Genomic DNA, 23,424 nt, shown 5'->3' with positions numbered 1-23,424 from the left:
TTTTTGAAAACTTTTTTGTGTTAATTGAATTTAAGTAGAAAAGAGAAGAAGCTTTTGGGCTTCCTCTCTTCCGATAATATCTCATATGTAAACCTTTATCTGGTGGAACCCTTAAAAGCTTATTCTGTATTTATTGTTTCCCTTTCCTACAGGTTTTAGCGTGTAAAACATAACATTTAAACATTCGTTTGAACATTTGATTGACAATCCAGCGAAATATTTATACACTTGCTTTAATCAAACATTCATTTGAATGTTTAACTAACAGTAAAGTATTCGTTAAAGCTCGGATTTACAAAGGAGTTGGTGATGTTGATATCCACTATTTTTTCCGCCATTGCAGCTTATATTGCAACAAGCATTGATTACGTCATCATATTATTGATTTTGTTTTCACAGACCAAAAAATCCGGCCAATTAAAATCCATTGTCATCGGCCAGTATTTGGGGACAGCCCTATTGGTTGGTGTCAGTCTATTGGCTGCATCCGGTCTTACCTTCGTTCCGGAACATTGGGTCGGGTTGCTCGGACTCATTCCGATTTACCTAGGAATCAAAGTGTGGTTTAAAGAGGAAGAAGAAAACGACGAAGAGGATATCCTGTCCCGATTATCTTCCGGAAAATCCAATCGCTTGTTTGTAACCGTCACAGTCATTACATTGGCGGCTGGCGGCGACAACATCGGCGTCTACATACCCTATTTCTCAACTTTGAATCTGAGTGAAACCGTTGTGATGCTTATTGTCTTTGCCGTCATGGTCGCGATTTTGTGTTACCTTAGTTACCGTTTGGCATCCGTTAAGTCGGTCTCTGAAACGATTGAGAAATGGGAACGCTGGATTGTACCGATTGTCTTCATCGGACTCGGCATCTTGATCATGATGGAGAACGGAACCTTTCGATTCCTTTGGAGACTGGTGAGCTGAAATGATTTTTCACATGCTCTGTTCCTATAGAAGAAAAACTTACTGCAACCTATTTATTTGATGAAAAGAGGAAAATGAAATGAGCAAAGATACATGCGAAATTTTGTGTGTGGACGAAGAAAAAGTTGTGCGAGTCCAGCAACAGCTTGCAGAGCAAAATCCGTTGGAAGTCGCGAAAATTTTCAAGGCATTGTCCGACGATACGAGAATCAAAATCGCTTATGCCTTATCGCTGGAGGACAAACTCTGTGTTTGCGACGTCGCCAATATCATCGGCTCTTCTACAGCGACGGCTTCCTACCACCTGCGCCTGTTAAAAAATATGGGGTTGGCGAAATACCGCAAAGAAGGCAAATTGGTCTATTATTCGTTGGATGATGCACATGTGAAACATCTGGTTCAAGTGGCCTTCGCTCATCAGAAGGGGGTTGTTGAAGTTGGTTGAGAAAGCAAAGATAGAAGAAGAAAAAACAGTCTACCGTGTGGAAGGATTTTCGTGCGCCAACTGTGCCGGAAAATTCGAGAAGAACGTCAAAAACCTTTCCGGTGTTGAGGATGCGAAAGTGAATTTCGGCGCTTCGAAAATTTCCGTTTACGGCGAAGCAACGGTCGAGGAACTGGAAAAAGCTGGCGCTTTCGAGAATTTGAAAGTAGCACCGGAAAAACCGAAACGTCAGTCGCTCCCGGAAGTGAACGTGGCTAAAGAGGACAAAAACGTTTTCCGGGTCGAAGGCTTTACCTGCGCCAACTGCGCCGGGAAATTCGAGAACAACGTCAAGCAGCTTCCCGGTGTCCAAGATGCCAAAGTGAATTTCGGCGCTTCAAAGATTTCCGTTTACGGGGCAGCCACCGTCGAAGAATTGGAGAAAGCCGGGGCGTTTGAAAACCTGAAGGTCGCTCCTGAAATTACAGGTCGGCCAGCTGGTTCGAAAACGGAAGCCGAAAAAGTGACAGTCAAAAAAGAGGACAACGTGCCGTTCTACCAAAAACATAGCACTTTGCTCTACTCCACCCTGTTGATCGTTTTCGGGTACATTTCCCAGTACGTTAATGGAGAAGAAAATTTGATAACCTCCCTCCTATTCGTGGCAGCCATTGTCATTGGTGGGTACTCGCTCTTCAAAGTCGGTTTCCAGAATTTAATACGCCTGGATTTCGACATGAAAACCCTCATGACCGTTGCCGTCATCGGGGCGGCTTTTATCGGCGAATGGGCGGAAGCGTCTATCGTGGTCATCCTCTTTGCGATCAGTGAAGCACTGGAACGCTATTCCATGGACCGTGCCCGCCAATCCATCCGTTCGTTGATGGACATTGCCCCGAAAGAAGCACTCGTCCGGCGGAATGGCCAGGAACAGCTGATTTCGGTGGACGACATTGTGGTGGGCGACACCATGATTGTCAGACCCGGACAGAAGATTGCCATGGACGGCACGGTGACCAACGGCTATTCGGCGGTCAATCAGGCGGCGATCACCGGGGAATCCGTGCCGGTCGCCAAAACGGTGAACGATGACGTCTTCGCGGGCACGCTGAATGAAGAAGGCTTGCTCGAAGTCAAAGTCACGAAGTTGGTTGAAGACACAACCATTGCGAAAATCATCCACCTGGTTGAGGAAGCACAAGGCGAACGGGCTCCTTCGCAGGCGTTTGTCGATAAATTTGCCAAATATTATACACCGATTATCATGGTCGTTGCTGCGCTTGTAGCCATCGTTCCTCCCCTTCTGTTTGATGCCAGCTGGGAAACCTGGGTCTACCAAGGATTGGCTGTGCTAGTCGTAGGCTGCCCGTGTGCTTTGGTCATTTCGACTCCGATTTCGATTGTATCTGCTATCGGGAACGCAGCGAAAAAAGGCGTTTTGGTAAAAGGCGGCGTGTATTTGGAAGAAATGGGCGCGCTGAAAGCCATCGCGTTTGACAAGACCGGCACCTTGACCAAAGGGGTTCCGGTTGTCACGGACTTTGAAGTGCTGAACAAGGGAATCAGTGAAAAAGAGCTGCTTTCTATCGTCACAGCACTGGAGTACCGCTCACAGCATCCCCTTGCTTCGGCCATCATGAAAAAAGCGGATGCAGAAAATATTTCTTATTCTTCGGTCTTGGTCGAGGACTTCTCATCCATTACCGGCAAAGGGATTAAAGGAACCGTCGAAGGAACCACGTACTATATCGGCAGCCCGATCCTCTTCAACGAGCTGGGCGCCGCAAGTGCCGATGAGAACTTGGAACAAAATGTAACAGCCCTTCAAAATCAGGGCAAGACAGCCATGATCATCGGAACGGAACAAACTATCCTCGCGGTCATTGCCGTGGCGGATGAAGTCCGTGAATCCAGCAAGGAAGTCATCCAGAAGCTGCATCAAATGGGCATCAAGAAGACAATCATGCTGACGGGCGACAACAAAGGGACCGGTCAGGCCATCGGCCAGCAGGTCGGCGTCAACGAAATCCAGGCAGAATTGATGCCAGAGGATAAATTAAATGTCATTAAACGCTTGCGAGCTGAGTACGACAATGTCGCGATGGTCGGGGACGGCGTAAATGACGCTCCGGCACTCGCTGCCTCTACTGTTGGAATTGCCATGGGTGGTGCTGGAACGGATACCGCTTTGGAAACAGCAGATGTCGCCCTGATGGGCGACGATTTGAGCAAACTACCGTTTACGATAAAATTGAGCCGAAAATCCCTAAATATTATCAAAGTGAACATCGCGTTCGCTATCAGTATCAAAGCGATTGCATTACTCTTGGTCATCCCGGGCTGGCTCACCCTATGGATAGCTATTATGTCCGATATGGGGGCAACTCTTCTGGTAGCACTGAACAGTTTAAGACTGATGAATGTCAAAGAATAAAAAAACAAAAATATTCATTTTTATATCCTCGAATTTGTACTGGGTATGATAAAAATAAATGATCTCTGTTTTTTAAGACGGCTTTAAGATGACTTCGGTATTGTTCCCGAGTCATCTTTTTAGGTTTCATTGTCAGCTTTTTTATCATCAGACAGTTTTAATCGAGGCCGAACCTTATTCATTGACCGGAATATTCTCCGAAGTATGGAAAGAAAATCCGGTCGATAGGTCTACTAAACTATGACAATTAAATCTAAATATTTGAACGTTCGTTTTGGAATCATTCATTCATTCGAATACATCCTATTTTAAGAGACGAAATTTCGATAGTGTTCAAAAAAAAAACGAATGAGGGGGTTTCTAAATATACCCTCATTCGATATTCAGTTTCCTTGCACGTAGAAAAGTATTTATTGGTATCAGACGGTATGAAGTATAGAATTTTTACTCATATGTCGAACCTCAGTGTGGATTTGGTGCAAGGATGACTTATTTCTTTAGTTGTGTTTTTTTGATTCTAACTCTATTGTAGAATGTTTAACATCTAGTTTTGAAGTCACTTCTTTGACTTTTTGTTTAACAATAGTTGAATCCTTTAGATTCATCTCTTCTACTATTAAGTGTAAATTCATGGCGTTATCTTCGCCATCAATTGACCAGACATATAGGTTTTGAACAGAAATCACTTCTTCAATACCTTCAATCTTTTGCTTCACCTCATCGATGTCAATACCATCAGGGACAGCACCTAAAAGTATTTTCATTGTTTTAACTAAATTACGAAACACATTCACTAATATAAACAACGCAATAGCAATTGATAGGATGGGGTCAAGTATATGTATATCCTTGAAGAGTAAAACTATCCCTACTACAAGAACGGCAATCCAACCTAAAACATCTTCTAAAAGGTGCCAAGATAGTACTCCCTCATTTACTGATTTTCCTTTGTGTAGACGGAATGCCGCAAAACCATTTAAAAGCACACCAAAAATTGCAAACCAAATCATTCCTTGTGCATTAGAATGCTCCGGTTCAAACAGTAGAGGAATTGCTTGAGTAAAAATATATACAGATCCAATTATTAATATTGTCGCATTTATTAATGCTCCTAAAAGGGAAAAACGATTATATCCAAAAGTGAAGTTATGATCGGGTTTTTTGTTCGAAAATTTTTGTAAGAACCAGGACAGGCCCAATGCAAGAGCATCACCTAAATCGTGAATGGCGTCCGACATGATTGCAACACTATTAATCAAAAATCCCCCGATAAATTCACCAATCGAGAAAACAAGATTAATTATAAATGCTAGTTTGATATTTTTTGATGCCTTATCAGTACTCGCCATTGTTCGATCTCTCCTCACTTGGTAGTCCATCCTTAAAAAGGTTAGTTGTTAGAATAATACTGGTCTCTAGCGTTCTGCAATATAATAAATTTCTTTGCCTATTGATTGTAAACAACGCATACTTGAGAACTTAAGCGCAGTTCTTAATATTTTAATAAACAATCGAAGGACGTAATTTTTGAAAGCGAAATTAAATACATGTATCTAATTTGTTAGAACCATTTAGGCACTAATTTTATATATAAGACTTCTCCGAACAATTCGGTAACGGTCTGTAAAATGATCACTACAGCTACTTGTGTTGATAGGGGCTCTGGTAATATAGATGCTAATGGAAGAACTACAAGTGAATTCCTTGTTCCCATACTAAATGTAATTGCTCTTCTTGAAGCAATATCTAGTTTGAACAACTTACCAAGGGACTTTGACACCCATGGTATGATAAGTAGAAATAAAATATAAACTGGTATTACATCTATTAATGTCCCGAGGTCACTATACACTTCCCTAATTTGAGAGGCAACTACCACAAAAAGTACAAAAGACATAAATGGAACGGGAATCCATGGCGGCATTTTCATGATACGATTACCTAAAGAACTCTTTTTAGAACACAATTGTGTCATTATCGCTAATAGAAGCGGTATAAAAATCAAAAATAGAAATGCATCTAGAAATGGACCCATCCTAACGATACTAATAGCCTTTTCTCCTAATAATACGAATAAATATATGGGTAAGAATATCGTCTGTAAAATTAAAAGAATCGGTGTTACTTTTAACAATATTGATTCGTTTCCCTTTCCCATCTTTGTAAAAACAATCACATAGTCGATGCACGGTGTTAACAACACCAAATACACCCCCAGCATTAGTGATGAATCTTGAAGAAATATGATAACCAAAACCTAAACTATTAAAGGAACGGCAACAAAATTTCCTAATAAAAGAGCTACCACAAACCTCATGTTTGTAGCAGATCCATTCGATTTCAGAAACGGAATTTGAACGAACATCCCATACATCAAAACTCCTAAAAGGGGAGAAATAAAAATATCGAGATATACAGCTTCTGTATTCAATAGACCAAAGATTACTGCCAACATCAAAAAAATGATGTATATACTGACTTGGTGGGCTTCCACCTTCTCTAGCACTTGAATTCCGAATTTGCTTTCCTTCTCTATCAAAATCACCCCCAAAATTTTCAGGAAATTTCAGAATGAAATAGATAACTCCACGATTTTAATTGCCAGGGCAAGAGGTTTTATATTTTTTCTTCTAGTATTTTTATTTATCCAACAGTAAAAATACCGACTGAAAGTAAATATAATTAAGGCTCATTATTTACACTTCCGAATATAGTTAGTATCTTGAATATATATCAGTCAAAAAATAAAGTGATAACCATTAAAAAAATAATTATTTTAGCCTAAAGCCACATCTAAAATCATCATGATTGTAAAGCCAAACATTAAACAAACAGAAGCCAAGTCCTTGTTTCCATTTTCTTGAGATCCTGGGACTACCTCCTCCACTACAACAAAAATCATTGCTCCTGCAGCAAAGCTTAGCGCAAACGGAAGTAAAGGCTCCATTATGAGTACTGCTACTACTCCTACCAACGCCGCGAACGGTTCAACCATACCAGATAACTGGCCATAGAAAAAACTTTTACGACGAGATAATCCATCTCGTCTCAATGGCATTGACACAGCAGCACCCTCAGGGAAATTTTGTATGCCGATTCCGATTGCCAGCGCGATAGCTCCCGTGATTGATGATGAAGGGAATCCTGCTGCAACTGCTCCAAATGCAACGCCTATGGCAAGTCCCTCTGGAATATTATGCAATGTTATTGCTAACACCAGTAACGTGCTCCGCTTTCTCTTCTTAGGGTTTATACCCTCAGCCTCATCCATCGGTGAAGTGGGATGCAGATGTGGAATCACTTTATCAACACCTGATAAAAAGAATCCTCCAAGTAAGAAACCGATTGCAGCTGGTAACCACGCCGGAAGAGAATCTTGTTCCGCCATCTCAATTGCAGGTGAGAGTAATGACCAAAAACTAGCGGCAATCATTACTCCTCCAGCAAAACCGAGCATCCCATCCATTAGCTTTTGATTCATTGATTTTGTCATAAACACTAACGCGGCACCAAGCGCCGTCATCCCCCAAGTGAATAAAGTACCCAGCAATGCTTGAGTAAGGGGTTCTAACGAAGAAATATATTCAATCATCTATCAAAACTCCGTTGCCAAAAATCGAGTTTCTATACATGCTCAAAATTAAGTAACTATTATCCAAAATCAGCATTGCTGTCTCCTCCTCTTGATTGTCAATCCTACTCAACAGGTGATTTTTTTAATGTTGATGTACTACTTCCCCTACCTTCAGTTTGCAAAGCAATTCATCGCTGTGAGGATGAGAAAGAGTTTCGAATTGAATCGTAGAGTGTTGAACGTTCAGATGTGCTAAATCGTGTTCAATTTCTTGAAGTAGATTCTCACTGTCATAGATTTGTAAATTACCATCAACGACAACATGACATGAGAGCGCATTCATTCCACTTGTGATACTCCAAAGATGAAAGTCGTGTATACTCCGTACCCCCTCCTTGTTGTGAATGACTTGAAGAACCTTTTCGACATCAACGTTTTGTGGTGCACCTTCCATTAATACGTTCAATCCGGATTTCGTCACGAAGTAACCACTTCGTAAAACAAGTCCCGCTACAATGATTCCTGCGAGCGGATCTGCCCAGTTCCATCCAAATGCCATGATAAGAAGCGCTGCCAGTATTGCACCGACTGAACCCAACGTATCGCTTACAACATGTAGATAAGCACCTCGCATATTCAAATTATGTTCTACGTCTGCACCTCTTAACATAATCCATCCAACAAGAAGGTTTATAGCAAGGCCAATACTGCTAACAATTAACATTCCTACGGATGCGACCTCAGGTGGTTGAATAAATCGATTGATGGCCTCATAAAAGATATATATGGAAATCAGTATGAGTGTGACCCCGTTTAAAACAGCTGCTAGAATCTCGAAGCGTCTATATCCGAACGTTTTACGATTGTTCGCTATTTGTTCACCTAATTTAAAGGCAAGTAATGCAATAGCGAGCGAAGCCGCATCACTAAGCATGTGACCTGCGTCCGCTAAAAGTGCTAAGCTATTTGTAAGGTACCCTCCAATCGCCTCTACAACCATGTATGCCGAAATAATAAAGAATGAAATGATCAAAATCTTTTTGTTAGAGGTATGAGAATGATCATGTGCATGATTATGTGCCATAAGATTAACTCTCCTTACTATATTTAGTGGTGTTTCGCATGCTCAATCGCCTGTCTTAGTAAGTTCATGACATGGTGATCATCTTCTGAATAAAATAGAGTAGTTCCTTCTCTTCTAAACTTGACAAGTCGAAGATTTTTTAAAAAACGTAGCTGATGAGACACGTTTGATTGACTTAAGTTAAGAAGATCAGCTATTCCGTTGACCGAATGTTCCTTTGTGCATAGCAGGGTTAATATTTTAATTCTTGTCGGGTCACTAAGTGCCTTGAACGTCTGAGATACAATAAATAGAGTCTCATCGTCAATCTGCGCCCCTATTTCTATTTCATTTTCTGTAGTATCTTCAATCGGTTCATCCATAAGTCAGTACCTCCGCTCATGATAACTATACATGTTAATATGTTCATATGTTCATGTATAACTTATTAAACTTTTGCTGTGCCGTCAACACTTAATTTAAAAAACATTTATTCTATCAGCTCTACATACTTGAAGATTTGAGATACTTTCTCTGGTTTTGCGATTATTTCTTATTTTTAGCCATACAAAAACTACCTATTAGAGAGCTAGTTAGATCTCATACTCGATAGGTAGTCACGCTTTTTCAAAAAAACAATATAGTACACTAACGTTTTAAGAAAAACGTCAATTGAATTATTTACTGGGTATTGTCTAATCTATTTTCCAACTTCAAAAAGCTTTTCATGTTTTTCTAAATCAAAGCTGTTTTTTAGTAAGCATACCAATTTGATACAATTAGTTCTTCATTTTTCAAATCCAAATCAAAAACTACTGTTTGGTACTGATTCGTCCAAGAATGACTGTAATCAGAAAAAAGGCGGTCAACGCTAAAAACGGAATTGTGATAAAACCCATCCAGTCAATGTACTGTGCATTACAGGAAACTCCTTGTTCACATGGTCTGACTTCCGAAAAGCCGGGCACCTTTTGTACAAGATAGTGGTAAAAAGAGATACAGAATCCGATTATTGATAAAGGGAGAACATAAAATTTGATTGAGCTATCTTCTCTGAAAACTGCAATTGCAAGAATCAAAGCTATTGGGTACATAAAGATTCGTTGAATCCAACAGAGTTCACAAGGTATAAAACCACGAATTTCGCTAAAATATAGACTTCCAAGTACTGCAGTAATTGAAACAACCCAGGCGAGGTACAGTCCATATCGATTTATTACTGAAGCGCTCATTGGGTTAGCTCCTTTTCAATTTGTTTTTTTATAGAGGTATAGTCGAATGGATATTCAAGGATGACCCCATTAACTGCAATCGTCGGGGTCAGCGTAACATTGTATTTTTCTACGAGCGCCGCATCCATTTTAACTGATTCTAATCTAGAAGAACGACTTGATAGGTCTTCTCTAAATTTATTTAAATCTAGAGAAGGGACAGTCTTCGTCGCAATCTCTTCCATTTTCTCCACCGTAACCCATGGATCATCGTGTATTTGAACGTCAGGTTGAGCTTCATAAATAGCTTTGTGAAATTGCCAAAATGATTCTGGGTGATTTTTGTAAACAGATTCTGATGCAAGGGCAGCTAAAGTGGACTCATCTCCGTGAAACAAAACATTAATGTAACTAAAGGAAGCTTTCCCACTTTCAATGTAATCTTTTACAAGTTGAGGATAGATTGTTTCACCCCACTCTTTACACGAAGGACATTTATAGTCTCCGAATTCTACAATTGATATCGGCGCTTCCTTTTTACCTATTGTAGGTTGATTATTAACTGATATCTTTTCATCTTGAACAATTTTAGTCTTTGATTTTTCGGAACTTTGATCATTTAAAAATAAAAAAGCTAAGACTGCAATTACTATTACGGATGTAAAAATAGTCAATAGTTGATTAGTTTTCAAAACAATTCACCTCTTTTATAAATTCGTTATTTCTTTTATAAGAATTATAGCTAAAAATACTAGAGTATCCTTAGTTTTTCAACATTGAATCCATGGACTTCTAAAAACGAAATCTATGAGTCAAACAAGTTACATTCTAACACATTCATGCAACTAAACTTTTATGCAGATGAAAGGAGGGCCAATTTATTTCTTAAAATACGTCTATTTCCCTTAATAATAGTGCATTTTAAAACAGGGCAAGAAAACTTTTAACTGTAGATAGACGAAAGCCAATAATCGTTGCATAGAATGACTAATATTTAAAGGATAAGTACCATACAGATAGTAAAAAACCATTCATGGGTCTTTACAACCAAAAAAACTACATATGAGGAGTCTATTATGAAGTCTAAACATAAATTTCGAATAAGCTTAGTAATTTCCTTGGCTTTATTAACTTCTTTTTTCTCTCCCTTTAAGCTTTTAACTAGTGTTAACGTCCTAAAAGTCGTACATGCAGAGGAATCTCTATTCGTAACAACTGAAAATTTGAATTTGCGTTCCTCGTTCTCTTCAAAAAGCAATGTCCTTTTGACGATTCCAAAAGGAAAAACCATTAAGAAGATAGGTGTATATGGAGAAGATAAATCCTGGTTTAAAGTTTCATTCAATTCAAAAATCGGTTATGTCTCAACGAAGTACGTGACCCCAAAACCTATACCTAAAAATTCAGTCAGTTCAATAAACACAATATATAAAACTAAAACGTCACTAAATCTGCGTAAGGGCCCATCTGTCAAATCACCCGTTTTAATGACTATCCCAAAGTCCAGCCCACTAATGTACCATGCTGCCTCAGGCCCTTGGTATAAAGTATCATACAATGGGACTCAAGGCTATGTAGCAAGTCAGTATGTAACCATATCGCCCTCGGCTATGAAGTCACGAAGTAAGCAAACGACCGAGATTCGCTCAAGCATGTCTTTAGTGAACTCAAAGGTCCTTATTACGATTCCAGCATCTACTGAAGTGACTGTACTAGGAAAATCGGGCACAACGGGTTCTTGGTTAAAAGTTATGTATAACGGTATTACAGGATTCACACCTGCTCGACATTATATAGTGCAAGTGGCACCGGGGGATTCTTTATCCACTTATCCAACATATATTACTATCGAAAATCTTAATTTACGTAACCAAGCGAGTCGTTACGGATCTATTTTGACAACAATTCCCTCAGGCACTTCGATTTCTGTCATATCGAAAAGCGCCAGTTGGTACAAGGTGCGATATAACAATCAAGTCGGTTACGTATCATCTGGTTTTGTGCAACCATTTACCGGAAAAACTCCTATAAAATCACCGGTGATTCCAGCTAACAAACACGTGATTTTAATTGACGCTGGACACGGTGGGGGAGATGCTGGTGCAGTGACTTCAAACGGTACAGTTCAAGAAAAAGTACTCACCCTAAACATTGCTAATCGTGTGGCCGACGAACTAAAGAAAAACTATGAGCTTTATGAAGTGAAACTAACGCGCTCAAATGATAGATACTTGTCACTTGTTGAGCGGACCAATCTATCAGAAAGGCTTGATGCTGACGCTTTCATAAGCGTCCACATTAATTCTTCACCTTCTTTCGCTACAGGTCATGAAGCACTCGTCCCTACTTCTAGCGCGTACACCACAAATCCATATGCGAACGCTAGCCGCAGATTAGGTGAAGTAATTAATCAAGAAATCGCCATGAACGTTCCAGATTTTAAAAATCGAGGCGTTAAGCGACAAGATGTCTATGTGGTAGGAAGAAACACGGTACCTTCTACTCTCATCGAATATGGCTTTATTGCTAACTCAGTAGATCGCTCCTATATGTCGGGAAGTAACATGATCAAAGCAACCGCCAAAGGAATTGATAAATTTATGAAGAGTTACTACTAAATAAACACCAAACAAATACTAACAAACGATTTGACCACTGAATTTGAGACAAAATGTCCTAAATTCAGTGGTCATCATTCATTTCCTCATCAAAATGGCATTATAAGTATTTCTCTTGATATACTCGAATGACAATAAACTCAAAAGAACAACTGACATAGAAATGAAAAGAAATAGAAATATAGATGGTGAAGTAATATTGATACAATGATTCCGGTTCGAGTTTTAATCATGATACGAATACTTTTATCCAGCAACGCATTTTTTATAATAGAGATAAGTTACGGAGGCAACAACATTGTTTACCATGAAAAAAATTATAGCTTCAACTTTACTTGGTGTTATGTTAGTTCAAAGCGCATCCCCTTCTTACGCTTTAAACTTGACTGAAAAACAAAAAAATATCCAGCAGAAGCAAGCGCAAAATTCTACAGAGCAACGTAAAGCTAATACGTCAATTCAGCAGCGTGAACAAGATATCACACTCGAAGAACAGAAACTGAATGACTTGGAATCCGAGTTACAGGATATTATCAATGAGGTCACCCAGAAGAAGGCTGAAATTCGGACAACCCAAAAGAAAATTGCTCAGATTCAAACTCAAATTAAAGAATTCCAGAAAAAAATGAGCTCTCAAAAGACATTGATGGAAGAACGCATGGTCACGATGCAAAAAAACGGTGGTTCTTCTATAAACTGGGCTGAATTTATTTTTGGTTCAAAAGACTTTGGTGATCTGGTTTCACGCATGATCACCGCAGGGACGATTCAAGAAAATGATCAAGAACTTTTCAAAGAATATCAATCAACAAAAAATAAGCTTCAAATTGCTAAAGCTGAATTGGACACTGAAAAAGATAAGCTTATTAGTCAAAAAGAAGAGCTAGAGAATAGTCAGAAAAAATTGAACGGCAAAATTAAAGTGCGGGCTGCTCAAATAAAAAAATTAGAGGCCGAAAAAATCCAGTTCACATCTAAATTGGTAAGCTTGCAACAAATGGAATCGACGCTTCAAGAACAAGAAAAATCAATTCAAGCAGAGATTGAAGCCCAAAGGCTTGAAGAACAAGCTAAAATTCGTACCAAAGAGGCTGCGCGTAAAGCTGCAGAAGCAAAAAGTGCCGAAAAAAATGAAATCAGCGAGAATAAAGCCTCTCTCGAAAAATCACCAAACTCTGAGAAAGTGGTAAACACTTCAAAGACTACGGATTCACTCGCTTCTCCAACAAGTGGCGGAGTTTTTCAACGTCCAACCTCAGGTATCGTAACCCAAGGATGGGGTCCAGCAGGCGGGGCCAATGGCTACAGCTTCCATAATGCACTAGATACAGCTGGACCAGTAGGAACTCCTATTATGGCTGCTCAAACAGGAACTGTAACTCGAGCAGGCTGGGGTGGACCTTATGGAAATCATGTCATCATTACGCATGTCATAGGCGGTCAAGTTTGGACTACCCTTTATGCTCACATGAGCTCATTGTCCGTTTCCGCCGGACAACGTGTGACCCGAGGACAGAACATCGGTGCGATGGGGAGTACCGGAAATTCGACCGGTTCTCATTTACACTTTGAAGTCCATCGAGGAAACTATTCGTACTCAGCTACAAGTGCAGGGAATACAGTCAACCCATCCCAATTTTTCTGAATTTCAGAGGCGAAATTGTTTAACACTATATAATTACTTCAGTAAATCACTTAATATTTAGACCACAGAATATTAGACGCCCCGTAAAAGTTGGACCTGATAATCTAATTTTTATGGGGCGATTTTTATGTCCGAAAGCTTTTAAAGTCTCGGTGACCAAACGCTAACTGACTCGCAAGAAAAACTTCAGAAAGTTAGGATGAGCTTTCGTTCGTGCCCCCACCCCCCTACGAGTGCCTGGGGAATACAATCTCAGGTGCGACATACACATTCACTATGTAGATATTAAAAACGATATGGATGGGTAGACAATCTTTAATCGATTCAATCTTGAAGTACAGACTCTTCTCTCCTTTGATGACCTTCAACTGGCAATATACGTCGAGACGAACCTTAGGTTACTAAGGCCGTGTCTAACGGTCGATGATAAATTTACGGATATGAAGGTCCAAATTCAAACCTAGGTTGTCGAAGTCACCAGATGATCTATTTCATGATCCAACTTTTTGGATTAAGTTCAATTAATATCTTTTGAACTTAATATATAAAATTGAACTTAATATATAAAATGTACATTTCTTTATTTTTTATATAGAAAAGTAAACCAATCGAGCATACGACGCTCTATAAAGTCTTGAACCTTAAAAGTGACATGGGGTCTATGCTCGATAGCTAATAAGATTGCATGATCAGGTCACTTTTAATGTAATAATCAATACATCACATTTTCGTGTATGTTAATATTAAATCGTTTAAAGGAGAGAAAAAAGATGGCAAGGTTTTTTTCACTGTTGATTGTTTTGTTAGTATTATCTGGTTGTGGAAGTACAGTAAGCAATAATGGACCTGAAGTGATTCCAGAATTAATTGATGTACAATTTAAAACAGATCCTGAAATAGTAAAAGCAAACGAAGTTATTGAACTTATAGCAACTGTTTCTCAAAGAAACGAGAAAGTAGACGATGCGGATAAAGTTGAATTCGAGATATGGAAAGAAGGCCAAGAGGAAAGCCAACACGAAAAAATTGAAGCCAATTATCAACAAGACGGACTGTATGTAATTTCTTATATTTTTGAAGAGCCCGGTAAATACTTTATATATTCACATACGACAGCAAGAAGCTATCATTCTATGCCCAAAAACGAAATATTAGTAAAATAATAAATTTTAATTATTACAATTAATAATATAGACGAGCTAATCCATGATGAAAAAACTCGTTTTTATTGAATCGCGCGACAACATCAACCTTGTGATATATGCTCGAAAAATACCAATTTTATGATATATCCTTTCCGCTCCAATGTCTGATACGTCCATTCCGTCGCTCCACCTTGGAAACTACCATCAGTTGTATGCTTATATATAGGAATATAAACGCGAGTCAAATAGAGTCACATTGCTCAAACGCATCCTCAAAAACTCGAAGGATGCGTTTTTTGTCCTGCTGAGTATTGCGGATACAGAGAGCCACTAGTGCGGACGACTGAGCGAGTCAATATGAAGAAAAAGGCCATCGACTCATCGATGGCCAAGATCTTAGCTTATCCCTAGCCCGTGGTGTTCCCTCATTGAGGTTTCGCCATCGACCAGGATTTTATAGGAGTCGTGTACAATCCTGTCGAGAATTGCGTCCGCGATTTGGGCCTGTCCTAGATTCGAATGCCACTCCGCGTGGCGTTAGACGCGCCCACGCTCTTGCTTTTGATTTTACCTTACGCTCCGTGCCTCCCGTTAGAAAGGGCCAGGAACATAGAGATGCGGCGGTGAGCCAGCAGCTCTTGTTACCGGGCCGTCAGGGGGGCAGCGGTGCGATGAGCGACTTCGCCTCCTGGCGTTAGACGCTCACGCATGAGCCCGGATCACCATTCCTTCTCCCATGCCCCGTCTTCAGACACGCCCCAATCTTTGAACCGATACTTGATGAGCCAATGGACATGCATCACTTCATATTCGAATACACCCTTGGATAGCTCTGAGACGACGAAGCTGACTTCTCCATCCGCCACCACCCATGTCCCGTATAGATACACTTTCTTGATCGGACGCTCTTCTGCATCCAGATAGATCAGCACCCGGAAGTAAGGCGAGTTCCGTCCGTCATCGAACCGGACGACCTTCTCGACACCATGTTCCTTGTCGACGACACGCATCCATTCCGGATGTTCCATCAGTTCTGAAAACACCGTCCGGACAAACGGATCCAATCCTTTAAACGCATAGTCATCAAGCAGCCCCTCGTCCATCACGTCTCACCCCTTCCGGTCCTTTAAAGACCGATTCCCCATCCAGAGTCAGCTCAGTCCTTGTTCATAAACCTACAGAAATGAAGACTTTTAAAAATTGTATACACATATACATGTATACACGTATACAAATCTACATGTATACAATCATTCCTTTTTCTTATGTACGACGATTCCGTCGAATCATATTGGTATTGAAGAAGACGGTGAGGTGGGTCAAGCGCTCTCCTTCCTTAACATCACAAAGCAGATCCATGCTCACAAGTTTTAAGTCGTCAAAATCTTCTTGGAGCCGGTCAGGAAGGCGTCGAAGCAATACCTCCGTCATCTCGTCCATCGTCTGTTGATCTAGTTGGTAACTGTCCATCTGAATCTTCCTCTCCTGTTGATAGCCTCATGATACCTCGCATCCAAGCAGACAACATCTCGCCTAATTTCACGTAAGCCCTGGTGTTGTTTCAAACAAGCCCTAGGGCTTGTTTAGAAAACATGCTCATTTTCAATAAACAAACCGTGTTTTCACTTCTGTCATTTCATCAAATAGTCTTCTTACGAGACAGACCAAAACAACGTCCAATCTTCACACACGAACCATCTCGTTTTCGTCATGCGAAAACGACCCTTTTCCGGATCCCGCTCTATGGATCCAGGCGAGAGCAACGCGAGTCGCCCATCCAGTCAAAGAAAAACGTACGTTTTTCTTCCTTGCCCTTACCGGACGGACCGGGACCGGTCCCCCGGCCCCACTCCATTCCGTTCAACCCATGTACCCTCGCTGTTTCATGCTGACGTACGACTCGTCCGACCCGAGGATGAGATGGTCGAGCACCGGGATGCCGATGAGGTCGCCTGCTTCGTGTAACCGTTCGGAGACGAGGATGTCCTCCCGGCTCGGGGTCGGGTCTCCGCTCGGGTGTTGATGACAGACGATGAGGCACGAGGCGTTGTTCAAGATGGCGCATTTGAAGACCTCCCGTGGGTGGACGACGCTCGAGTTGACGCTCCCGACGTGCGCCCGGTGGACGCCGATGACCCGGTTCTTCGTATTGAGCATGATGACGAGGAACACTTCACGGTCGTCGTCCCCGATGAACGATGACCCGATTTGTCGGGCACTGTCCGGTGATTGGATGACGGCGTGCTCGAGAGCGACCATCTCCTCGCGAATCTCTTGTTTGATACGAATGACCTCGATGATGGATGTAAGTTCCATGATGGTTTGTCCCCTTTCGGATAAGCTGTCCTCAGAACGAACACTGTTGTGCGTCCTGTTGACGGGAACGAAGCGAGCGTCGGGAGACGGTGCAAGGGCGACCGCAGGGAGAGCCTCAAAAAAATACGTAGAGCAAACGGAGGTCCTGGCTTCCGTAGCCAACGAGCGAAAAGCCTCGCTTTAAGCCTAAAGCGAAGGAAGACGGGCCGGAGGGCGCGTCATTTTTTTGACGTCCCTTGCACCGACGACCAGCGAGCTAGAGTACGGAAACAGGACGCAGGGATCAACAATCATGAAAAAGGCTGTTCAAACGGGACAAATCAGGTATAAAATAGGAACAAGTGTTCGTTTTATAAAAAGGAGTGATTGTGATGACGATGTATCGCGATCGGGGTGAGCTGAAATGGATTCCGTTCCTCATGCCCGAGCACAAGGCGCTACTGACGAAGTACTATAAGGAAATCCAAAAGATTGAGATGCCCGATGTCGATGAACAGGTCTTATCGGTCTATGAGAATGTGCTGAATGACGCGATTTTTAGCGGGAATATGGTGGAGGTGAGATATGTGGAGGAGCGGGAGATGAAGCGATTCAAGGGGTTCGTACATCGTACGAACTATTTGGAGCGGACCGTCGAACTGGCCAATCAACGTGACGGTATTATCCATGTGCCGTTCGAGGCGATCATTCACGTGGAACAATCAATGGACTAACGCCCTGGCGGTTGTTCGAAGTCTGCGTCGCGAAACGAAGTGTCGCTCCTCGACTTTTTTGATTCCAAAAAGAAAAGCGATTCCCCCATTCTCTTCGAAACAAGGAAATATTTTCAGAAGTACGAATATAAAAAAATAAAACTCATTAGTTGTCATCATCTTCTGGATAGGGTAACATCTTTGGTGTTGTGAACTTATGAACGAACGATGAACATATCCTTATATATTTCAAGGTTTTGATTTCTGTGAGAGTCAGAAATCAATACTAAAAAATCTATAGAGAGGTGTGTTCATTTGGAAAAATTGAATACGTTGAAACAAGACTGGCTCGGGAATCCCCGTGCCGATGTGATGGCAGGGATCGTTGTAGCCCTTGCACTCATCCCGGAGGCGATCGCCTTCTCACTTATCGCTGGACTGAATCCGATGATAGGACTATATGCGTCCTTTATCATCGCGATGGTCATTTCGATTACAGGAGGACGCCCGGCGATGATTTCGGCTGCAACGGGCGCGATGGTACTCCTTGTCGTCGATCTTGTAAAAGATTATGGACTTCAGTATTTGCTTGCTGCCGGGATTTTGGCTGGTCTCATCCAAATTACGCTTGGTCTTCTTGGCATAGCTCGTTTAATGAAGTTCATCCCGCGTGCGGTCATGGTAGGCTTCGTTAACGCCCTTGCCATCTTAATTTTCCAAGCTCAGCTCCCGCAGTTTGAAGGGGAGACGTGGATCATGTGGTCGATCGTAGCGGTTTCGCTTGCGATCATCTTGATTTTCCCACGTATCACATCGGCGATTCCGGCACCACTTGTCGCGATTGTCGCGATGACATTGCTCGTGTTCTTCATGGGTCTTGAGACGAAGACGATTGGAGATATGGGGACGATCACGGCGACGTTGCCGATGTTCCTGTTACCGGACATTCCGCTCACGCTTGAAACACTCATGATCATCTTGCCTTACTCGATATCACTCGCTTTCGTCGGCCTGATTGAGTCATTGTTGACGGCACAGATCGTCGACGACATGACAGGGACAGACTCAGATAAGAACCGTGAATCGAAAGGGCAAGGCGTTGCCAACATCATCGCTGGATTCTTCGGGGCGATGCCGGGTTGCGCGATGATAGGTCAATCCGTCATCAACGTCTCGTCAGGAGCACGAGGCCGGTTGTCGACATTTACGGCCGGACTCGCTCTTCTCATCATGATCATGACGATGAGCAACATTTTAATGCTCATCCCAGTCGGAGCACTCGTCGGCGTCATGTTCTTCGTGTCGTATGCGACGTTTGACTGGGGGTCGCTCAAGACCCTCAAGACAGGTCAAAAATCTGACTCGGTCGTCATGGTGACGACCGTACTCGCGACCGTACTCACTCATGACCTATCCATTGGTGTCATAGCTGGAATCGTGACGGCAGCTGTCATATTTGCTGCTAAGATTTCTCGTGTCGAGCTTAAACGGCGTCAAGATGAGCAACATGTTCATTACGAGGTGAACGGACAGCTGTTCTTTGCCTCGACATCAGATTTCGTCAATCAGTTTGAAGTCGATGAAGATGTCGAAGCTGGCATTAAAGAAGTCAGTATCGACTTCGCCAACACACATCTATGGGACGATTCTGCCATCGGAGCCATCGATAAGGTTGTCTTCAAGTATAGATCTGTTGGCATCGAGCCGAATCTAATGAACCTGAATAAAGATTCTGAGAAACTATTGAACACGTTAGCGCTTCACTTGCGCCAACATGAAGCGAATGCAGGACACTAAGGGAGGGCATAATCATGAGTAAAATCTTTTTAGCCATCGATGGGTCGGATCATTCGATGCGGGCGACACAAAAAGCGATCGAGTTAGCAAAGCTGACAACTTCATCAATCGATGTCGTCCATGTGGTCTCACCAAAAGAGTCGAAAGAAAGTGCACTTCAATCGACAGGCAAGATTGATTTAGAAACAAAACGAAAGCAACGACTCCAAGGATTCTTCGACGCCATTTCGAAGGCGGGCATTGAGTATGAATACATCGAACTTCGGGGCGAACCCGACGTCGAACTCGTCAATTATGCCAACCATGAGCCATTTGAATTCGTGGTCGTCGGCTCTCGTGGATTGAACACGTTCCAAGAGTTCGTATTAGGAAGCGTCAGCCACAAACTTGCGAAACGATCGTTGTCTCCTGTGATTATCGTTCGTTGATTGAAAGCGCCACGGGTCTCGTGGCGCTTTTTTTATTGTCGGTGTAAAGGAGATGAATGGTGTGAAAGAAACTCAGAAAACAATATACTACGGATGGTACATGGTCATGATCGCGGGGCTCGGCGTCTTTTTCTCTGGTCCCGGTCAGACGTATTTTATCTCGGTGTTTATCGATCAATACATAACCGACTTCGGTTGGTCGCGTTCAGAAGTGTCGAGCATCTATTCGGCGGCGACGCTCGCTTCAGCGGCCTGTCTGTTCTTCGTCGGTCGATTGATTGACCGGTTCGGGCAACGCGTCATGATGGTCTTAGCATCGATTCTCTTAGCCGTCGCCTGTCTGTTCAATAGTTATGTGACGAACTTGACGATGCTCTTCTTCGGCATTTGGATGCTCCGTTTATTTGGACAAGGCTCGATGACACTCATTCCGAACACGCTCGTTCCGCAATGGTTCATCACGAAACGCGGGCAAGCGCTCAGTTATATGGCGATTGGTGGTTTCTTGAGTTCGGCTGTCTTTCCTCCGCTCAACGTTTGGCTCGTCGGTTTGATCGGCTGGCAGACGACGTGGCAAGTGTGGGGACTCCTTGTGTTTGTCTTGTTCACGCCGCTCGCTTACCGCTTTGTCCGTAATCGACCGGAGGATATGGGGTTGTTGCCGGACGGTGGGACGAACCCACATCCGAGTCCAAAGTCGGCAGGCGCACCGGTTCACGTCGACATCGACTTCACGTTCAAAGAAGCGCTCAAAACACGGGCGTTTTGGCTGATCCTATCGTGTATCGGGATCCCGGCGCTCGTCAACACGGCGATTACGTTCCACTTGATCTCCATTTTTGAAGAACAGAGTCTGCCCCCAGTGACGGCCGCAATCGTCTTAAGTTTGATGGCAGTTCTCGGCTTCCCGGTGACGTTCATCGCCGGAAGGATCATCGACGTCGTGAAAATCAATTATGTACTGATCGGCATCTTCGTGACCGAGATCGTCTTCATGGTTGTCTTGCAGTACACGACGACGTTCTCCCTGGCGATTCTCTTCGGTGTCATTTGGGGGATCAGTAACGGTTTCGAGCGCATCGCCTTGAATTATGTCTGGCCGTATTACTTCGGTAGAGCCGCGCTCGGCAGCATCAGCGGGTTGGCGACGTCTGTCATGGTGCTCGGTTCTGCGGTCGGTCCACTCCCCTTTGGGATCGCCTACGACCTGTTCGGGAACTATGAGATGATCATTTGGTATTCGCTCATCTTCCCACTCATCGGAATCACCGCTGCATCTTTTGCTAAAAAACCTATTCGTTAAATCGAAAATGTTTCTTTATAAAAAGCTGACATAGTAGCGGAACAAACATGTCTTTATAACGAACGTTAGAAAGACATATTTGTTTATCTTTTCACAAAAAATGAAAAGGGCTTTAAATAGTCCTTTTCATTTTGTCTTAATTGTCCATTAACTCATCTTTTTATCAATGTTCGTTTTTTATATTTGATGAGTAAGCAAACGAACAGAGGTCCTTAATGATGAAATTGGATATACACGAGTCTCAAACAACTTGGATTCACAGTCAGATAAATAAAAGAATTGGTAATACTGAAACTATTCATTCAAAGAGAAAGGAAATGAATTTCACTTACTCAGCCGCACCTCAAGCTATACCTTTATTTTCCTGATGTTCCCAATAGAGCAGTTCCTCTACAGTAGAGAACACAGAAAAAATACTTACGACAGAGGAAAAACATCAAGACGTCCGAGCCGGGCACCACGGAATCAAGTGCGGCGACTATTACAGAAGGACCTGTCGATATCAAATATGGGGATTGCGAGTATTGTGCGTCCACGAATGAGCATTGTAAATTGATCCGTGTCACGTCAGACGGTCGTTAAGGTTTCAGGCGTCGAATACAGTAAGCTCGACAGGTGACATGTTATCCGTAAGGACGGCGGCGCGATTGACTTTAAAATGATCATCACATATCTAGATACGAAAACTTATATTACATCACATTACCAATACACATATACGGTCAAAAGAAATGTGGTTACCGACTCGTTCGACAAGGTCAATCCGGACGAGTTGAACGAGGCACTCACAGAAAGTGAGTTAGAATCCCCAGCCACGAACGAGCCTGCTGGTGATGAGATACGAATGAAGACGGTCAGGTGACGATTCAATAGGCGAAAGACGCCGGTTTCACGATGCCGATAATGAGCGACCATTGGCTTTATCCTTATATGCGTGATAACGACAATGACGGGATGGTCGGGGAATGATTTCAACCCAAAAATTAAAACAATGATGATTGTATAAAAAGACATTCTCTATTTTTAAGAGAATGTCTTTTTTTATGTTCATTTACGTTTTCGATTCACTTTATCAAGCCGAATTTTCTCGATCAACGCGTGGATGATCTGTTCATCTCTTCCCACGAAATCTTTGTTGAAGGGAATCCGCTCTCCTTCGAACATGAAGTAATCGAGCAGGTACGGGACTCGAGGTGTCGCGTGACCCCACGTGTGCTTCGAGCAACGTTCCCACACCTCGGCTCCGAACTCTTTTGAATACCGCATATGCTCGACCGCAGCCTTGACCTCTGATTTCTTCAGGACAAAGTAGTCCTCGAAGACGAATTTGCCGAGAAGCTCGTACCACATCTCCTCGCGGGCTCGCTCTTTGATCGCTTCTACATCGACTTCCACGTGATACGGGGCCTCTTCTTCATTCTTGACGACATCTCGTGAATCTCCTGTCATCGACTCTGGATACAGCTCCCATCCTTCAGGCATCCGTTCTTTGATGAACTGTTCGAGCGCCTCCTCACTAATCCGATAGCCTTTTTTACGCGACTCGAGCGGTTCTGCCTGGATCACGCCTTTTCGTACCCAGTTGCGGACCGTCTCCTTGTGGCTTGTGAGCTTGTTCTTCGATAAGATTTCAAATGCTTCGTCAATCGTATACATGCCAAACCTCCCTTTAACACAATGATGCTTTCATTAAATAATACCATGAACATTGCATTAAAGTAAGATGTTACGTTAATCGATCTCGAATTGATTAGAAATTTCCGTTTGTCAATTTAAGCTAGACAGATCGACTCCATTCAGGTGACTCAAAAATGCCTCCAACGGTGTGCGGTAATTCAGTGACTTTC

At 42.4% G+C, this 23,424-nt stretch carries 23 protein-coding genes and 1 pseudogene; 10 read left to right on the top strand and 14 right to left on the bottom strand.

The features are described from left to right. The first annotated feature begins 312 nt into the window (after positions 1-312). The 3 genes from KNP92_RS15430 to KNP92_RS15420 all read left to right on the top strand — a co-directional run bounded on the left by KNP92_RS15430 (position 313) and on the right by KNP92_RS15420 (position 3,785). Positions 313-927, top strand: coding sequence for a CadD family cadmium resistance transporter (locus KNP92_RS15430; RefSeq protein WP_034781986.1), 615 nt, complete (start codon positions 313-315; stop codon positions 925-927). A gap of 79 nt (positions 928-1,006) precedes the next feature. Next, entirely contained in the window at positions 1,007-1,372 is a 366-nt protein-coding gene (locus KNP92_RS15425; RefSeq protein ID WP_034781981.1) for an ArsR/SmtB family transcription factor, read from the top strand. Then, complete coding sequence (locus KNP92_RS15420; RefSeq protein WP_251136643.1) at positions 1,365-3,785, top strand: heavy metal translocating P-type ATPase; 2,421 nt, start codon at positions 1,365-1,367, stop codon at positions 3,783-3,785. Before KNP92_RS15425 ends, KNP92_RS15420 begins: the two co-directional genes overlap by 8 nt. Before the next feature lie 497 nt (positions 3,786-4,282). Here KNP92_RS15420 and KNP92_RS15415 read toward each other — a convergent pair whose 3' ends face one another. The 8 genes from KNP92_RS15415 to KNP92_RS15385 form a co-directional block, all read right to left on the bottom strand. Then, the gene (locus KNP92_RS15415; RefSeq protein ID WP_214762936.1) at positions 4,283-5,134 is read right to left on the bottom strand and encodes a cation diffusion facilitator family transporter; all 852 of its coding nucleotides are present in this window, start codon (positions 5,132-5,134) and stop codon (positions 4,283-4,285) included. 212 nt (positions 5,135-5,346) lie between these two features. After that, positions 5,347-6,039, bottom strand: a complete 693-nt coding sequence (locus KNP92_RS15410) for an arsenic resistance protein (RefSeq protein WP_260564226.1) — start codon at positions 6,037-6,039, stop codon at positions 5,347-5,349. A gap of 3 nt (positions 6,040-6,042) precedes the next feature. Beyond that, complete coding sequence (locus tag KNP92_RS15830; protein ID WP_251136642.1) at positions 6,043-6,279, bottom strand: hypothetical protein; 237 nt, start codon at positions 6,277-6,279, stop codon at positions 6,043-6,045. A gap of 282 nt (positions 6,280-6,561) precedes the next feature. Then, positions 6,562-7,377, bottom strand: coding sequence for a ZIP family metal transporter (locus KNP92_RS15405; protein WP_029336175.1), 816 nt, complete (start codon positions 7,375-7,377; stop codon positions 6,562-6,564). 124 nt (positions 7,378-7,501) lie between these two features. Then, positions 7,502-8,443 (bottom strand): cation diffusion facilitator family transporter, encoded by a 942-nt coding sequence (locus KNP92_RS15400; protein WP_029336176.1) that lies wholly within the window; start codon positions 8,441-8,443, stop codon positions 7,502-7,504. Positions 8,444-8,466: 23 nt separating this feature from the next. Continuing rightward, positions 8,467-8,805, bottom strand: a complete 339-nt coding sequence (locus KNP92_RS15395; RefSeq protein WP_029336177.1) for an ArsR/SmtB family transcription factor — start codon at positions 8,803-8,805, stop codon at positions 8,467-8,469. A 429-nt stretch (positions 8,806-9,234) separates the two neighbouring features. Beyond that, complete coding sequence (locus tag KNP92_RS15390) at positions 9,235-9,654, bottom strand: disulfide oxidoreductase (RefSeq protein WP_029336179.1); 420 nt, start codon at positions 9,652-9,654, stop codon at positions 9,235-9,237. Beyond that, on the bottom strand, positions 9,651-10,325 hold the full coding sequence (locus KNP92_RS15385; protein WP_214838283.1) for a thioredoxin domain-containing protein: 675 nt from the start codon (positions 10,323-10,325) through the stop codon (positions 9,651-9,653). The genes KNP92_RS15390 and KNP92_RS15385 overlap by 4 nt, the downstream gene beginning before the upstream one ends. 384 nt (positions 10,326-10,709) lie before the next feature. Here KNP92_RS15385 and KNP92_RS15380 point away from each other — a divergent pair, with 384 nt between their 5' ends. The 3 genes from KNP92_RS15380 (at position 10,710) to KNP92_RS15370 (ending at position 15,059) form a co-directional block, all read left to right on the top strand. Beyond that, positions 10,710-12,251 (top strand): N-acetylmuramoyl-L-alanine amidase, encoded by a 1,542-nt coding sequence (locus KNP92_RS15380; RefSeq protein ID WP_214838279.1) that lies wholly within the window; start codon positions 10,710-10,712, stop codon positions 12,249-12,251. Between the two features lie 307 nt (positions 12,252-12,558). Then, positions 12,559-13,896, top strand: a complete 1,338-nt coding sequence (locus KNP92_RS15375) for a murein hydrolase activator EnvC family protein (protein ID WP_029336183.1) — start codon at positions 12,559-12,561, stop codon at positions 13,894-13,896. A gap of 770 nt (positions 13,897-14,666) precedes the next feature. Then, positions 14,667-15,059 (top strand): FixH family protein, encoded by a 393-nt coding sequence (locus KNP92_RS15370; RefSeq protein WP_214838277.1) that lies wholly within the window; start codon positions 14,667-14,669, stop codon positions 15,057-15,059. 378 nt (positions 15,060-15,437) lie between these two features. Here KNP92_RS15370 and KNP92_RS15365 read toward each other — a convergent pair. The 4 genes and pseudogenes from KNP92_RS15365 to KNP92_RS15350 form a co-directional block, all read right to left on the bottom strand. Further along, positions 15,438-15,566 (bottom strand): annotated as a pseudogene (locus tag KNP92_RS15365) (ATP-binding protein); the annotation flags it as partial. Positions 15,567-15,760: 194 nt separating this feature from the next. Further along, positions 15,761-16,144 carry a hypothetical protein gene (locus KNP92_RS15360; protein ID WP_214838273.1) on the bottom strand — a complete coding sequence of 128 codons (384 nt, stop codon included), beginning with the start codon at positions 16,142-16,144 and terminating at the stop codon, positions 15,761-15,763. 160 nt (positions 16,145-16,304) lie between these two features. Continuing rightward, a complete protein-coding gene (locus tag KNP92_RS15355) occupies positions 16,305-16,511 on the bottom strand; it encodes a hypothetical protein (RefSeq protein WP_029596469.1) in 207 nt (68 codons plus the stop codon). A gap of 390 nt (positions 16,512-16,901) precedes the next feature. After that, positions 16,902-17,357 (bottom strand): JAB domain-containing protein, encoded by a 456-nt coding sequence (locus KNP92_RS15350; RefSeq protein WP_214842069.1) that lies wholly within the window; start codon positions 17,355-17,357, stop codon positions 16,902-16,904. A gap of 371 nt (positions 17,358-17,728) precedes the next feature. Here KNP92_RS15350 and KNP92_RS15345 point away from each other — a divergent pair, with 371 nt between their 5' ends. From KNP92_RS15345 to KNP92_RS15330, 4 genes are all read left to right on the top strand, one after another. Next, positions 17,729-18,070, top strand: a complete 342-nt coding sequence (locus tag KNP92_RS15345; protein ID WP_251136641.1) for a YolD-like family protein — start codon at positions 17,729-17,731, stop codon at positions 18,068-18,070. Positions 18,071-18,364: 294 nt separating this feature from the next. Next, entirely contained in the window at positions 18,365-19,846 is a 1,482-nt protein-coding gene (locus tag KNP92_RS15340; protein ID WP_147537575.1) for a SulP family inorganic anion transporter, read from the top strand. A gap of 14 nt (positions 19,847-19,860) precedes the next feature. Continuing rightward, positions 19,861-20,274, top strand: a complete 414-nt coding sequence (locus KNP92_RS15335) for a universal stress protein (RefSeq protein WP_147537577.1) — start codon at positions 19,861-19,863, stop codon at positions 20,272-20,274. A gap of 100 nt (positions 20,275-20,374) precedes the next feature. Further along, entirely contained in the window at positions 20,375-21,577 is a 1,203-nt protein-coding gene (locus KNP92_RS15330) for an MFS transporter (protein WP_251136640.1), read from the top strand. Positions 21,578-22,279: 702 nt separating this feature from the next. On the opposite strand, the gene KNP92_RS15970 is transcribed toward KNP92_RS15330, so the two are convergent. Both KNP92_RS15970 and KNP92_RS15320 read right to left on the bottom strand, forming a co-directional pair. Next, positions 22,280-22,492: a hypothetical protein gene (locus KNP92_RS15970; protein WP_214842066.1), complete on the bottom strand. Its 213-nt coding sequence runs from the start codon at positions 22,490-22,492 to the stop codon at positions 22,280-22,282. Positions 22,493-22,624: 132 nt separating this feature from the next. Continuing rightward, the gene (locus KNP92_RS15320) at positions 22,625-23,233 is read right to left on the bottom strand and encodes a helix-turn-helix domain-containing protein (RefSeq protein WP_251136639.1); all 609 of its coding nucleotides are present in this window, start codon (positions 23,231-23,233) and stop codon (positions 22,625-22,627) included. Positions 23,234-23,424 lie beyond the last annotated feature (191 nt).

Origin of the sequence: Exiguobacterium sp. s122 (assembly GCF_018618475.1) — a bacterium.
GTDB lineage: Bacteria > Bacillota > Bacilli > Exiguobacteriales > Exiguobacteriaceae > Exiguobacterium > Exiguobacterium himgiriensis.
Note: the sequence above shows the minus strand (reverse complement) of the source record. Positions and strands in the feature narration are given on the sequence as shown.